This is a genomic window from Klebsiella sp. MPUS7 (assembly GCF_009905335.1).
GTDB classification, from domain to species: Bacteria; Pseudomonadota; Gammaproteobacteria; order Enterobacterales; family Enterobacteriaceae; genus Klebsiella; species Klebsiella grimontii.
In genome coordinates, this window is the sequence record NZ_CP047604.1 from 1,818,038 (window position 1) to 1,832,837 (window position 14,800).

General features: G+C 34.5%; 12 protein-coding genes. All 12 read left to right on the forward strand.

The features are described 5' to 3' along the window. The first annotated feature begins 9 nt into the window (after positions 1 to 9). The 12 genes from GUC22_RS08535 (at position 10) to GUC22_RS08590 (ending at position 14,794) form a co-directional block, all read left to right on the forward strand. Entirely contained in the window at positions 10 to 1,152 is a 1,143-nt protein-coding gene (locus GUC22_RS08535; RefSeq protein WP_227673669.1) for a glycosyltransferase family 4 protein, read from the forward strand. Positions 1,153 to 1,265: 113 nt separating this feature from the next. Then, on the forward strand, positions 1,266 to 2,384 hold the full coding sequence (locus tag GUC22_RS08540; protein ID WP_160183476.1) for a hypothetical protein: 1,119 nt from the start codon (positions 1,266 to 1,268) through the stop codon (positions 2,382 to 2,384). A 314-nt stretch (positions 2,385 to 2,698) separates the two neighbouring features. Further along, the gene (locus GUC22_RS08545) at positions 2,699 to 3,379 is read left to right on the forward strand and encodes a glycosyltransferase family 4 protein (RefSeq protein ID WP_227673670.1); all 681 of its coding nucleotides are present in this window, start codon (positions 2,699 to 2,701) and stop codon (positions 3,377 to 3,379) included. 20 nt (positions 3,380 to 3,399) lie between these two features. Further along, the gene (locus GUC22_RS08550; protein ID WP_160183477.1) at positions 3,400 to 4,434 is read left to right on the forward strand and encodes a cellulase family glycosylhydrolase; all 1,035 of its coding nucleotides are present in this window, start codon (positions 3,400 to 3,402) and stop codon (positions 4,432 to 4,434) included. 93 nt (positions 4,435 to 4,527) lie between these two features. Further along, a complete protein-coding gene (locus tag GUC22_RS08555; RefSeq protein WP_064410839.1) occupies positions 4,528 to 5,949 on the forward strand; it encodes a mannose-1-phosphate guanylyltransferase/mannose-6-phosphate isomerase in 1,422 nt (473 codons plus the stop codon). A 16-nt stretch (positions 5,950 to 5,965) separates the two neighbouring features. Next, the gene (gene cpsG / locus GUC22_RS08560) at positions 5,966 to 7,342 is read left to right on the forward strand and encodes a phosphomannomutase CpsG (RefSeq protein WP_160183478.1); all 1,377 of its coding nucleotides are present in this window, start codon (positions 5,966 to 5,968) and stop codon (positions 7,340 to 7,342) included. 74 nt (positions 7,343 to 7,416) lie between these two features. Then, positions 7,417 to 8,568, forward strand: a complete 1,152-nt coding sequence (locus GUC22_RS08565) for a glycosyltransferase family 4 protein (RefSeq protein WP_064410841.1) — start codon at positions 7,417 to 7,419, stop codon at positions 8,566 to 8,568. A 212-nt stretch (positions 8,569 to 8,780) separates the two neighbouring features. Then, positions 8,781 to 10,136 (forward strand): undecaprenyl-phosphate galactose phosphotransferase WbaP, encoded by a 1,356-nt coding sequence (gene wbaP / locus GUC22_RS08570; RefSeq protein ID WP_101868637.1) that lies wholly within the window; start codon positions 8,781 to 8,783, stop codon positions 10,134 to 10,136. Positions 10,137 to 10,196: 60 nt separating this feature from the next. Further along, positions 10,197 to 11,126, forward strand: coding sequence for a glycosyltransferase family 2 protein (locus tag GUC22_RS08575; RefSeq protein WP_160183479.1), 930 nt, complete (start codon positions 10,197 to 10,199; stop codon positions 11,124 to 11,126). After that, a complete protein-coding gene (locus GUC22_RS08580; RefSeq protein WP_160183480.1) occupies positions 11,123 to 11,962 on the forward strand; it encodes a glycosyltransferase in 840 nt (279 codons plus the stop codon). Before GUC22_RS08575 ends, GUC22_RS08580 begins: the two co-directional genes overlap by 4 nt. Further along, complete coding sequence (locus tag GUC22_RS08585) at positions 11,955 to 13,469, forward strand: lipopolysaccharide biosynthesis protein (protein WP_160183481.1); 1,515 nt, start codon at positions 11,955 to 11,957, stop codon at positions 13,467 to 13,469. The genes GUC22_RS08580 and GUC22_RS08585 overlap by 8 nt, the downstream gene beginning before the upstream one ends. Further along, positions 13,466 to 14,794 (forward strand): Coenzyme F420 hydrogenase/dehydrogenase, beta subunit C-terminal domain, encoded by a 1,329-nt coding sequence (locus tag GUC22_RS08590; RefSeq protein ID WP_064410844.1) that lies wholly within the window; start codon positions 13,466 to 13,468, stop codon positions 14,792 to 14,794. Before GUC22_RS08585 ends, GUC22_RS08590 begins: the two co-directional genes overlap by 4 nt. Positions 14,795 to 14,800 lie beyond the last annotated feature (6 nt).

The following is a 14,800-nucleotide window of genomic DNA, read 5'->3' on the forward strand; positions in this document are numbered from 1 at the left end:
GGAAAGTCCATGAAAATAATGATTTTCAATTCACTATACTATCCTTATCGTGTAGGAGGAGCTGAAATATCAGTCCAGTTGTTAGCTGAAGAGCTGGTACGTATCGGGCATGATGTGAAAGTTATTACTTTACATGAACAGAAGTCTAGGCTTGAAGATGTGTTAAATGGCGTTAAAGTAGTTTATTTACCTTTAAAAAATATCTATTGGGGTTTTCCAAATAAAACAAAGTCTAAAATTAAAAAATTAATATGGCATATGCGTGATTGCTACAATTTTGGAATGAAAAAACAAGCATTAGCTGAATTAGAAAGCTTCAAGCCAGATGTTGTTCATACGAATAATATCTGTGGTTTTTCAATATCAGTTTGGGATGCTGTTAAAAAAATGGATATAAAATTAGTACATACCTCAAGAGATTACTATTTGTTTCATCCAAATAGTACATTATTTAAAAATGGAGAGTGTATGTCCCCAAATGACTGGAGTGTGAAAGTATGGTCGTTAATAAAGAAATATAAAAGCAAAAAAGTAGATGATTATGTGGGTATTAGTAAATATATAACAGACCTGCATACAGCTTCTGGTTACTTTAAGAAAGCTGAAAGAGAAGTAGTATATAATTCAGTCGATAGAAAACCATCAGTTAGTGATGTTGGTTGTTTCAAGCGTATTGGCTTCATTGGGAGACTTTCGATAGAAAAAGGATTTGATGTATTTTGCCAACTAGCATCAAATTATAAAGATGTAGAAGGCATTTCATTTTCCGCTGCAGGTAATTTCCAGAATAATAATGAAGGAGAAGCTTTAAAATTAATGGCGCAAAAAAGCTCGATTAAGTTACTGGGGTATATAAGCTTAGATTCCTTTCTTGAACAAGTGGATGTTATTATCTTACCCCTAAAATGGAATGAACCATTCGGACGCACTGTCGTTGAGTGTGCCATGGCTGGGAAAATAGTAATAACTTCTCCTATGGGTTCAATGCCAGAACTGTGTGATCTTTTGCCAAATGTGATTGTCACAACCTCAATGGAAGATGAGTTTAAAAAAGTTATTGACGGTAAAATTGCGTTGACAACAACGCTACTAAATACAAACATGTTTAGCCCAAATAAAATTGCGAACCAATATTTAGATATATATAAATGAATTGAGATTTCTATATGACTCTGAAATCGTTTGAGATACGGTTAATTAATCTCTCTCTACTGCTTTTTTTGTTCTTCGAATTCTTTGCGGGGCCGTTAAGGTGGATATTTCACATGGCCGGGGCGGAGATATTATTTTCAGTACCAAAATTACTTATTATAGTCACACAGATCGTTTCTATAGTTAATATAATATATAGTAAAAAGATCACTAGAAATGGATTTATTGCTGTTATTACCTTGTTATATATATTTGTTATTAGTTTGATAGATTCAAATATAGTTGCAAGTTTGGTTGGTTTGTGGGGGATTATCCCAATATTTCTCGGTTATCATTCTGCAAGGATAATATTTGAAAGTGTGAAGGAGCGTAAAACAAATAATATTGTATATGCTGTGTTTTACTTATCATGCTTAGGGGTTTTTCTCAATATACTGGTTAATTACCCTTGGTATGATGTTTCATATCAAATTGCTGGCATGGATGTATCTTCGGCTCAAATAGGTACAACCGGGGGATATACACGCTATGCAGGATTTTTTAAAAGTTCTTTACAAGCATCATCAAACATATTCATAGTATTACTATATATAGTGGCATCAACAAAAAATAAGCTACATATATTAATATGCTTTCTTTTAAGTCTTTTAGTATCACTAATAACTATATCAAAAACAACCTTTGCATTACATTTGATTCTTTTATTATACGTATTTGTTAAAGCTTTACCTGTGAAGTTGCTTTGGAGAGGTACTCTCCTTGTGGGTATACTTATTTCCGTTTTTACTATCCTATCAACTAATTATTCGTTTGAAATGAGTGATGACTCAATTAGTATCATGTTGTTAGGTTCATTAAATGCTCGCCTGACAACTACTTGGCCTGACGGTGTCAATGCAATAATGAATAGCGGGAATCTGATATTCGGTGGTGGTTTAGGTACCATTGGTGTAGGTTCGAAGTTAGGTATGGGTGAATACAACCCCGGTGACAGTATGTATTTATACATTATTGGTACTGGTGGATATATCTTAGCATTACTATTATTATTTTGGGCAAATTATCAAGCAATTGTACTGGATAACTCACCTATATCGAGATTTATATCCATGACTCTGATAGTTCTTTGCCTTTTTGGTATTTCCATGACTACTCCTGAATATCCATTGATGGGTTTTGCATTAGGAATGGTATTCAACGCTAGAGTCTATAATAAACTTAGAGAGAATTAAATTTATATGTCAAGAACAAATAAAATTATCTTTGATTCACGATGGATTGGTGAACATGGTATAGGACGGTTCGCTAGTGAAATATATGATAGGCTACCGGGTTTAACCAAAATAATTTTAAAATCTAAACCAAGCAATCCTTTTGATGTTTTACAAATAACATGGTACCTCTTCAGGCATAAGGGGCTATATTTTTCTCCTGGATATAATGCTCCTTTATTATTTCTAAATCGTTGTATTATTACCATTCATGATCTAAATCATATAGATACCGAACATAATACTAACATTTTAAAAAAATCTATTATGAGATTGTGCTTAAAAGGGCATGTAGAAGAGCTCTTAAGATATTTACTGTATCTGAATTTTCAAAAGGTCGAATCTGTGATTGGGCAAAAATAGACTCTTCAAAAATTATCGTTGTGGGTAATGGTGTTTCAAAAGAGTTTAATAATAATGTTAGCCACTATTCAGGAAAATATTTCTTAGTTGTAGGAAATAGAAAAAAACATAAAAATGAAGCTGTTGCTTTGGAAGCCTTCTTTAATGCAAACTTACCGGATGATGTTAATATATTATTCACAGGTAGCGAATCGGAAGATCTAGTAAAAGCAGTCAATAGATTGGGACTTACAAAAAAAGTTAAATTTTTAGGCAAGCTTGATAATAATAGCCTTGCTTCTCTTTACAAAGGAGCAATAGCTTTATTATTCCCTTCGTTATATGAGGGTTTTGGTTTACCTGTAATAGAATCTATGGCTTGCGGTACTCCCGTCATCACATCTAATTCAACATCTTTACCAGAAGTTTCTGGTGATGCTGCATTATTAGTAGATCCGTTAGACGTCCATAATATTAGCGCTGCAATAAAAAGTATTTATTATGATATAGAATTAAGGGAAAGACTCATTCAAAAAGGCTATAAACAAGTTTCTAACTATTCGTGGGAAAAAACTGTAAAGATTATAGATAATGAGTTAAAGAAACTCCTTTAATAAATGGTGAGATGGTAAAAATGAGTGATACTGTATATAAATTTATTTATTACTGTGTGCTTCTCTGCATTAGCAGTTTTTCAACAACAATTTCTGCATTAGAGCTAGGAGTTGGAACTCATTTTCAATCATACAAAGAAGCTCCAAGTGTATATATTGAACTGCTTAAGAGCTATGGGTTTACTTCGTTTAGAGATGACTATCCTTGGAGCAAGGTTGAGTTACAACCCAATAATTATCAAGCATCCAGATATGTAAAAAATGTAGATTATGCTTTTTTAAATGCAAAAAAGAATGGACTAAGCCCAATATTAATATTGGATTATGGTAATAAGTTTCATAATGATGGTGGTTATCCGAGTACAGATAAAGAAATTCTAGCCTTTTCGAGATATGCTTCCTGGACTGCCCAAAGATTTAAAGGGAATGTTAAATATTACGAAATATGGAATGAATGGACAATTGGTACTGGAATGGTGAAGTTTAGAAAAACTATCCCATCAGCACAAGTCTATTATAAGTTAGTTAGGAGTGTTAGCGAGGCAATCCATAAAGTTGACCCAAATGCAATAATTATTGCTGGATCATTAAATCCTTTAGACCGGCGCGCGAGATATATCGATAAAAATGACTGGCAATGGTTCGATGAATTAGTGCAGCTTGGAATTATGAATTATATTGATGGTGTATCATTACATACTTACGCCTTCATGAACGGAAATAGAACTCTTAGAACCCCGGAAGGAAATTTAGAATTCATTGATTACTTTCATCGTTATTTTTCGGAAAAAGCAGGGAAAGATGTCTATATATATATAACAGAGACTGGGGTTACTAATTATAACGGTCCTGGTGGGATGAGTTTAACAGATTCTGCAAATTACATTAAAACTTACACCGAAGGTGTAAGAAAGAGACCTTATATAAAAGGATTATGGTGGTATGACCTTGTCAATGATGGAGCTAATATTAACAATAAAGAACATAACTTTGGCTTTTTTATGCAAGATTTAACACCTAAGCAAGCAGCATATGAGATAAAAGGTTTGAGATAGAATTTTTATTTCAACTTTTTATCATTAAAATCATCTAATGCATTAATATTATTTCTGGCTCTTATTATCAATAAATTAAATAGAGGATATTACATGATTATTCCTGTGATTATGGCTGGGGGTACAGGAAGTCGTTTATGGCCTATGTCGAGAGAACAGTATCCGAAACAGTTCCTACGTTTAACAGGCGAAAATTCGATGCTGCAGGAAACAATCTTGCGATTACAGGGGCTAGACATTGCACCGCCTTTGCTCATCTGTAATGAGCAGCATAGATTTCTTGCAGCAGAACAATTGCGGCAACTTGAGCTATTTTCAAAGAATATTATTCTAGAGCCGTTTGGGCGAAATACAGCTCCTGCAGTAGCGCTGGCTGCGTTAAGTGCTATAAATAGTGGCGATGAAGATCCTTTATTACTCGTATTGGCTGCTGATCATGTTATTGAAAACATTGAGTCCTTCCATAAAGCCGTAAAAAATGCTGTATCATATGCAGAGAATGGCAGGCTAGTTACATTTGGCATCGTTGCTAAGTTTCCTGAGACAGGCTATGGATACATTCAACGTGGAGAATATATTGAAAATGACAGTTTCGCCTTTAAAGTTAAAAGATTTGTAGAAAAACCTGATTCTATTACAGCTCAAAAATATATTGAAACAGGTGAGTATTACTGGAATAGCGGAATGTTTTTATTCAAGGCGAAGAAATATCTAAGCGAATTAGAAAAATATAGGCCAGATATATATAGTTCCTGTCAGAGTGCTATTTCGGGCTTTAAACATGATTCTATACAAGATTTTATCAGGGTTGACACTGAAGCTTTTTCATGTTGTCCGGATGAATCTATCGATTATGCTGTAATGGAAAATACTGAAGATGCAATTGTTATTCCGCTCGATGCGGGCTGGAATGATGTGGGCTCTTGGTCCGCATTATGGGATGTTAACCAGCATGATAATAATGGTAATGCCCTGAATGGTGATGTTTTCGTTCATGACAGCTCTAATTGTTATATTAATACTGATGATACTCTCGTTGCGGCAGTTGGAGTTGATAATTTAGTTATTGTTAATACTAAAGATGCTGTCTTGATTATTAATAAGTCGAAAGTACAAGATGTGAAAAAAGTTGTAGAATTCTTAAAAACACAGTCTCGCACTGAATATCGAAAACATCGCGAGTCTTATCGTCCATGGGGACGCCACGATAAAATTGTTGAAAAGCCAAGATATCACGTAAATCGAGTTACAGTTAAGCCCGGCGGTAAATTCTCTTTACAAAAACATCTTCATAGGGCTGAGCATTGGGTTGTACTTTCGGGCACAGCAGAAGTCACTTTGGAAGATAAAGTTTTTCTGCTTACTGAAAATCAATCGACATTCATCCCTGTTGGTGCAACCCATATGCTGGTTAATCCTGGAAAAATCCCTCTTGAATTGCTAGAAATTGAGTCAGGCTCCTATCTTGCTGAAGATGACATAATTAGAATTAAAGATCATTACGGCCATTTTTAATTGAAAGGAAACTATTATGGCACAAAATTTGAAATGTTTTAAAGCTTATGATATTCGTGGGAAACTTGGTGACGAGTTGAATGAAGATATTGCCTATCGTATAGGTCGCGCCTATGGAGAGTTTCTAAAACCTAAAACCATGGTTGTTGGCGGGGATGTACGCCTGACCAGTGAATCTTTAAAAAATGCACTTGCAAGGGGCTTAAGAGATTCTGGTACTAATGTTATTGACATTGGCCTGGCAGGTACTGAAGAAATTTATTTTGCGACCTCTTTCCTAAATGTAGATGGTGGTGTGGAGGTCACGGCTAGCCATAATCCAATGGATTATAACGGAATGAAACTGGTTCGAGAGAATTCAAAACCAATTAGTGGTGATACTGGATTACATGAAATTAAGGCTTTAGCAGAAAGTAATCAATTCAGAAAAGTAGATGAGTCTTTGAGAGGAACATATGAGAAGGTTTCCATTTTAAATGATTACGTTGATAAGCTTTTGAGTTTTGTTGATTTCAAAAAGTTTAACAGGCCTCTGCGTTTAGTAGTTAATTCGGGTAATGGGGCAGCTGGTCATGTTATTGATGCTATTGAGAAACGGTTTAAAGCGGCTAATATCGATATCGAATTTGTGAAAGTGCATCATACTCCAGATGGCAATTTTCCTAATGGAATACCTAACCCCTTACTTCCGGAATGTCGCCAGGATACGACCGATGCCGTATTATCTACAAAGGCTGATATGGGAATTGCATTTGATGGTGATTTCGATAGATGTTTTCTTTTTGATAATAAAGGAAAATTTATAGAAGGCTATTATATAGTTGGGCTGTTGGCAGCTGCTTTTCTTGAAAAAAATCATGGTGCTAAAATAATTCATGACCCTAGATTGAGTTGGAATACTATTGATATAGTCAAGCATGCTGGCGGCGTACCAGTTATGTCTAAAACAGGCCATGCCTTCATCAAAGAGAGAATGAGGTTCGAAGATGCTGTCTATGGTGGTGAAATGAGTGCTCATCATTATTTCCGGGATTTTTACTATTGCGATAGCGGCATGATCCCATGGCTGTTAGTTGCTGAATTGCTATGTGTAAAAAAATTGAATCTCAATGATTTAGTAGAAGAACGAATGATGGCGTACCCTGCTTCAGGAGAAATTAACAGTTCATTATCTGATCCTCAGAAAGCTATCAGTAAGGTACTTGAGAATTTCGAGTCTGCAGCTCTCAATATTGATCATACTGATGGTATTAGTCTTGAATTTGATGACTGGCGTTTCAACTTAAGAAGTTCTAATACAGAGCCTGTTGTAAGACTTAACGTTGAGTCAAAAAATGATACGCTGCTAATGAAAAGCAAAACTGATGAAATACTGAACATTCTCCGTTCATAGTCTATTGTACAGGATGGATAGACAATTATATAATCCATCCTTTATTAGTTCTTTAGTAATTTAAAGGTTTAAGTATGCGGAATATAGATGTTGGAATAGTAGCTGATTGGTTAGTTACATATGCTGGCTCTGAAAAAGTAATTAAGGAATTTATTGAGATTTATCCTGAATCTGAACTATATTCTGTTGTGGATTTTTTATCAGATAAAGATCGCCAGTTTTTCAAAGGGAAAAAGGCTACTACAACATATATTCAGCGATTTCCTAAGGCAAAATCTAAATATCAAAAATACCTGCCTTTCATGCCAATGGCAATCGAGCAACTTGATGTATCTCAGCATGATATTATTATCTCAAGTAGCCATGCTGTTTCGAAAGGTGTCATCACAGGTCCTGACCAATTACATATATGTTATGTACATTCGCCAGTTCGCTATGCCTGGGATTTACAGCACCAGTATTTACGGGAAGCGGGCTTAGATAAAGGCGTGAAAGGTATTATTGCTAAATGGCTACTGCATAGAATACGACTTTGGGACTACCGTACCGCAAATGGTGTGGATCATTTCATTGCTAACTCACATTTTATCGCACGTCGAATACATAAAGTATATGGACGTAAAGCTGTTGTAATTTACCCTCCGGTTGATGTAGAACGATTCTCATTATGTGAACAAAAGCAAGATTATTATTTTACTGCATCAAGAATGGTACCCTACAAAAAAATGGATCTTATTGTAGAAGCTTTCAGCCGCATGCCTGAAAAAAAATTAGTTGTGGTTGGTGATGGTTCTGAAATGTCGAAAATTAAAGCAAAAGCTACGAGCAATATTGAGATTTTAGGCTATCAGCCTAATTCTGTGATGGAAGAACACATGAGAAATGCTAAAGCTTTCGTTTTTGCTGCAGAAGAAGATTTTGGGATTACCCCCGTTGAGGCTCAGGCGTGTGGAACTCCTGTTATCGCCTTTGGAAAGGGAGGAGCATTGGAAACAATCCGCCCTTATGGCGTAGAAAAGCCTACAGGGATATTCTTTGATAAACAAGATGTGACTTCTTTAAAGGACGCAGTATCACTTTTTGATGCTAAAAGTGAAGAGTTTTTGCCTACAAATTGCCGAGAAAATGCCCTTCGTTTCTCTATACAGCGCTTTCAAAGCGAAATTAAAAATTTTGTAGAAATCAAATGGGAACAATTTCAAGACAAAAAGAAGATTACATATTAATGTATTTCATCATGGTTGGCTTTAAATAAACGATGCAGTTACTTCTTATTGTATTGTGATTTAATTACTTATTTTTGAGTGGTTAATCGGATCAAAATTCATTTACAACAATAAATGATAATGTTTGGTGAGGACTTATGAGTCGTCTGGCTAGAAACTTTTGGACCAGTATTTCGCTGGCTTTTTCTGATTTCATTGGTTTTACTATAGCTATGTATATTGCTATAGAAACCGTAAAGTTATTCATAGAAGATGGAGAGAAGTTAGTTCTTGACGCTCACGTCACTGACTGGATGGCTTTCCATATCTGTTTGGGGGGGTGCTGTGTTGCTTGGTACTCGGTACGCCTGCGCCACTATTTTTATAGAAAAACTTTTTGGTTTGAACTAAAAGAAATATTAAGAACATTAGTAATTTTTGCTGTCATAGAAATAGCTGTAATGGCTTTTGCTAACTGGTATTTTTCACGTTATATTTGGAGTTTTACTTGGTTATTTGTTCTTTTGCTAGTACCATCTCTACGGATGTTATCGAAAAAATGTCTAGATTTGATGGGCTTATGGCGCCGCGAAACTGTCATTATCGGATCTGGTAATAATGCTATCGAGGCATGGAAAGCTATTGATAGTGAGAAGAATTTAGGTTTCCGCGTAATTAGCTTTATTACTAGTGATCGTGAGAAAATAACAATAAATGATGTAGATAATATTTCTATAATAGAGCTTGGCCCTAGAGAGCTTATGGAAAATTTCGATAAGCGAACTCAATTCATAGTTGCGCTGGAATCACATGAAAGTACGTTAAGAAATGATTGGTTGAGAGTATTTATGATTAATGGTTATCGCTACGTTTCTGTAATACCAACTTTACGTGGCATGCCGCTAGATAGTACAGATATGTCCTTCATCTTTAGCCATGAGGTAATGATCTTCCGCGTTCATCAAAACTTAGCAAAAATATCTTCACGGATAATTAAACGAGTATTCGATATCATTGGTTCACTTGCAATAATTACTCTCAGTTCGCCACTATTAATATATATCGCTCTCAAGGTTAAAAAGGATAATGGACCTGCGATATATGGGCATGAACGCATCGGAAAGGGAGGGCGTTCTTTTAAATGCTTGAAGTTTCGTTCAATGGTAACTAATTCAAAAGAAGTATTAGAAGACCTGTTAAGGTCTAACCCTGAAGCAAATAAAGAGTGGAATGAAACGTTTAAATTGAAAGATGACCCAAGGATTACTGATATTGGTAAGTTTTTGCGTAAAACTAGCCTGGACGAGCTTCCGCAACTTTTCAATGTCTTAAAAGGTGAAATGAGTCTTGTTGGACCACGACCTATAATCACGGCTGAACTGGAAAGGTATTCTGATGAGGTTGATTATTATCTTTTAAGTAAACCAGGTATGACGGGATTATGGCAAGTTAGTGGTCGTAGTGATGTTGACTATGAGACTCGTGTATATCTCGATGCCTGGTATGTTAAAAATTGGTCAATGTGGAATGATATTGCAATTCTGTTCAAAACAATTGGTGTAGTCTTACGTAAAGATGGAGCTTATTAAATTATTTATGCGGTGACGTTAATTTTAACAGCTAATCGATAAATAGTTCGAGAGCATTTTATGAAATTGTCAATAGTTATACCATGTTTCAATTGTAGTAATAACATTATAAATATTATTGATTTACTTGAACAACAAGTAAACTCTTCTGTAGAAGTTCTATTTATTAATGATGGTTCCACTGATAACACAGCTCAAATAATCTCTGACAGTATTGAAAAAAGAAATTTAGTTTTTTTTCATCTTTATAGCTTTGAGAATTCTGGTGCAGCCAAAGCTAGATCAAGAGGTCTTGAACTATCAAACGGAGAATATGTATTTTTTCTCGATTCAGATGACATTATAAGCAAAGATTTCATAAATAATATTTTTAGTTGTATACAAAAAAATCCAGATATGATTTATTTTAGCTCGATCATTGTTTCTTCAGATGACCCTGAAATGAAAATATCTGATAAAATAACTTTTGTTAAAGATGAGCTCTACTGTAATCCTGATGAATTTATTTGCATGATGTTCGAAAATAAAAATTGGACTTCAGCTGTTTGGTCATATGTTTTTCGCCGTGAATTAGCAGCTAATTCTAATGCTTATTTCACAGACAGGGCTGCTCATGAAGATCATATATTTACTCTGAGACTGGTTGGACACTCTGAGAAAATTCAAGTCTTAAAAGATATCCTTTACTTGCAGAAACGAACTGCTGGCTCTTTAACAACTTCAAAGAAAAGCCGCCAATATATATTAGAACGCTTTCGAGCTTTTGAAGAGTCGAGAGATGATATGAAAAGGTTGTATTCTAAAAAATCAATCTCCTTATATGAGAGATGGTCAATCTTCTCTTTCATTCATTTATGCTTCGAAAATATAAAAATTGTAGTGATATGGCTGTTACAACCTAAATTTTACTATAATTTATGGAAATATCATTCAGTTATTTTTGAAATATTCGCATCATTAATTAACAAAAAAATCAAGAGGCTCATATGAAAAGTATCAATATTACAACAACTCATAGCCGCCTCGATTTATGCTCTGCAACCATATGGTCATTAATGCATCAAAGTGTTTTACCTGATACAATTAATCTGTGGGTCTCTCAAGAGCCTTATATGGCAGATCAAGGAATTCGTGACATTCCGAACTGGTATTATGAGTTAAATAACATTAATGACATTTTGCGAATTCATTTTGTAAAAAATATTGGGCCGTATCGTAAAATAATTCCTGCACTGAGAATAGCCACTGATGATGATATTCTAACATATGCTGATGACGATGTGATCTATGGTCGTGAGTGGTATGAGTCTCTGCTTTTGTCTTTCAATGAACATAAGGCTAAATATATTGTTGCTTCTAGGGTTCGATTAAAAAAGATAAATGTATTTGGTCGTTTGCAGAGTTATAATATGTTCAATGTTTGCAATAGAGATATAACGCTTGATAACCGTTACATAGTCACTGGTGTTGGTGGCTGTATGTTAACGAAAGCACATATTAGAGACGATCTGATATTTCTTGATGATTTCATTAGTGTAGTGCCGCGCACAGATGATATTTGGTTAAGCAAGATTTTCGAAATTTCTGGTGCTTCTGTATATTGCTGTGCTTCATCTTTAAAATATATCCAAGAAATTACTCACTCAAATAATGCCTTAAATCAATCAAATAATGTTATTCCTGGAGGAGGGTTATTAAGGAAAGTTTTATCTAAAATAAGAAATAAAATCTTTGGTTATTTAGGTTTTTCATTGTCAAATAATGATAAAGCTATTCGTAACACGGATGCTTTTTTTGAGAAAAGAGATAACCATAAAAATGTCTAAAAATAAACTTATCGTTAAAAATACTCTTTTTTTGGCAACCAGGACGATTTTTTCGTTGGCCATATCGTTTTATACTACCAGGATTGTATTACATCAACTTGGTGTATCAGACTATGGCTTATTTAGTGTAATCTATGGCGTCGTTGCATTTTTTGTGTTCATTGTGTCGGCTATGAATGATTCTGTTCAACGATTTATATCAATAAATCTTGGACTTCGAGATGTTGATAGTGTCCGGGATACTGTGAAGAATAGCATCGTAGTCTATTTTTTAGCTGGTATATGTTTAGTTAGTCTCCTTTTATCGGTTAGAACATATATCATTTATGACTTTTTAAACATAGATACAGCATCTTTAGATGTAGCCAAAAAACTCTATATTGTCGCATTATTTTCTATTTTTATATCAGTGCTTCAGACACCTTTTAATGCTTTAGTATTAGCAAATGAAAGAATGTCGTTCTATGCTTATATGACTATCTTTGATGCATGTTCAAAATTGGCAGTTTCTTTTTTGATTGTTGTTATTCCCTATCAAAAGGTGGTTATATATTCATTATTGTTGCTGACGTCAACATTTTTAGTTTTTTGTATTTATCTTGCTTATTGTTACACTAAATTTAAAGCCTCTTTTTTGGGCGGAAAAATTAACGTTGCAATAATTAAGGAAATTACAGTGTTTTCCTTCTGGAATGTGTTTGGTAATTTTGCGTATGTATGCAGAACGCAAGGAATCAATGTTGTTATAAATGTTTTCTTTGCAACAGCAGCAAATGCAGCATATGCACTATCAAATACTGTTTTAAATGCAATTAATTCATTGACTCAATCTTTCATCACTGCGATTAGACCTCAAATCTTTAAAGCATACGCTGAAAAAAATATTGATCGATATAATATTTTGATTAATAGCGGCTCTAAGTATACCTTTTCACTCCTGTTCATTCTAAGCTGCCCAGTATTGCTTTGTACTAAACAGTTATTGTCTCTTTGGCTCGTTAATATTCCTGTTTATACTGTTGGGTTCGTCAGGTTTATTATTCTTGTTGCACTAATTGATAGTTTTTCTTCAAGTGTAATAACTGGTATTCAGGCTACCGGGAAAATAAAGAAGTATCAGATGGTTGTTGGTTTTTTTGTTTTTATTAGTTTGCCTGTTACATATTTACTTTATCGTTCAGGCGCTCCTATTTATTCAGCATTTATTCCACTAATCGCAACCTCATTGCTGAATATGTTTCTTCGGATTTATTTTGTTTCTTCTCTTTCAAGTTTTAAATCAGCCTGCTTTTACAAAAGCGTTTTGATACCTTGTGTCTTCTCTGCTTTAATTTCTTTGGGCTCAGGGTACTATATTAACATGCATGTTCCATATGAAGGAGTAATTGAGTTGCTATGCTTTAGCGCTTTATATTCCTTAATATCACTTGTAACTGTTTTTATCTTCGTTGTTAGTAAAGAAGAGAAGAAATTAATAGTTAAATATATTGGGAGTAAGCGTAAATGACGCTAAAAAAAATTGTAGAAAACAATCTTTGTACAGGTTGTGGAGTATGTGTTTCTGAAGATAAAAATAAAGCCACTAAGATGATTTGGAATGACCAAGGGTTCTATATACCGGATATAAATGAGGACACTGATGCTAGCAATATGGAAAGAGTTTGTCCTTTCAGTCTTCAAAAAGATAACCATCTCGATGAGGATCAATTAGCTAAAGAGTTTTTAATTAACCCGGCGTATTCTGATTCGCAAATTGGATTATATACTGCCCTCTACGCTGGTTATTCAAGAGAGCATAGAGAAACCTCGTCATCGGGTGGTTTGGCGACCTATATTTTTGAACAATTATTAAGACAAAAATATGTTGACTATCTTTTTATTGTCCGGGAATTTGAGGGGCGTTACGCTTATCAGCTTTTCAGTGACGCTGATAAAATTAAAGAAATGTCAAAAACACGTTACTATCCTGTAACTTTGGCTTCTTTATTCGATTGCCTTAATAATCTTCATGGAAAGGTAGCTGTTTCCGGGGTGGCTTGCTTTATTAAGGCTATACGTTTAAAACAACACTTTACTCCAGGATTGAAAGAAAAAATCCCCTTTCTTATAGGAATAATATGTGGTGGGTTAAAAAGCAAGTATTATACAGATTTTTTAGCCCAATCTTCAGGGTGTATGGATTCTTATAAAGATGTTGAGTACAGAGTTAAAAACTCCAAAAGTGTTGCGTTAGATTATAAGTTCTCATGTTATGGCGAACGTGATAATAGAATTCATGTAGTTGACATGCAAAGTCTAGGAGACATGTGGGGTACTGGACTCTTCAAATCTAATGCATGCGATTTTTGCGATGACGTTACAACTGAACTAGCTGATGTTTCACTTGGTGATGCCTGGATACCACCTTATAACAAAGATGGATTAGGTAATAGCGTTGTAATTACTAGAAGTGCACTGGCTGAAAGTATAATTAGAAAAGGTATTGAATCAGGTGATTTAAAATTAGATGTTTTGGAACTGTCAAGATTAAAGTCCTCGCAGCAGGGCAGTTTTAACCATCGGCATAAAGGTTTGCTTTATAGGATTAATCGAGCTCAAAAAAAAGGAATTCCTGTTCCCAGGAAGCGAAAACGATTTCTTCGCAGACAACACTTGCTGCTTAATATAATTCAATATCTCAGAATGAAAGTTAGGGCCCAAAGTCTTGAAATATGGACAAAGGTACGTAATGTGGATGATTTTAATGCCAAAATGAAACCTCATTTATTAATTTTAAAACGTGCCACAAGACTTAATCATAAATTGGGAAGTATAAAAAATATTTTAAAATAAATTGGA

Bases quoted from the DNA above. Each gene is read 5' to 3' on its own strand.
- cpsG (WP_160183478.1), top strand. From the start codon at position 5,966: ATGGCACAAAATTTGAAATGTTTTAAAGCTTATGATATTCGTGGGAAA.
- GUC22_RS08540 (WP_160183476.1), top strand. From the start codon at position 1,266: ATGGCCGGGGCGGAGATATTATTTTCAGTACCAAAATTACTTATTATA.
- GUC22_RS08535 (WP_227673669.1), top strand. From the start codon at position 10: ATGAAAATAATGATTTTCAATTCACTATACTATCCTTATCGTGTAGGA.
- GUC22_RS08550 (WP_160183477.1), top strand. From the start codon at position 3,400: ATGAGTGATACTGTATATAAATTTATTTATTACTGTGTGCTTCTCTGC.
- GUC22_RS08585 (WP_160183481.1), top strand. From the start codon at position 11,955: ATGTCTAAAAATAAACTTATCGTTAAAAATACTCTTTTTTTGGCAACC.
- wbaP (WP_101868637.1), top strand. From the start codon at position 8,781: ATGTATATTGCTATAGAAACCGTAAAGTTATTCATAGAAGATGGAGAG.
- GUC22_RS08555 (WP_064410839.1), top strand. From the start codon at position 4,528: ATGATTATTCCTGTGATTATGGCTGGGGGTACAGGAAGTCGTTTATGG.
- GUC22_RS08590 (WP_064410844.1), top strand. From the start codon at position 13,466: ATGACGCTAAAAAAAATTGTAGAAAACAATCTTTGTACAGGTTGTGGA.
- GUC22_RS08580 (WP_160183480.1), top strand. From the start codon at position 11,123: ATGAAAAGTATCAATATTACAACAACTCATAGCCGCCTCGATTTATGC.
- GUC22_RS08575 (WP_160183479.1), top strand. From the start codon at position 10,197: ATGAAATTGTCAATAGTTATACCATGTTTCAATTGTAGTAATAACATT.
- GUC22_RS08565 (WP_064410841.1), top strand. From the start codon at position 7,417: ATGCGGAATATAGATGTTGGAATAGTAGCTGATTGGTTAGTTACATAT.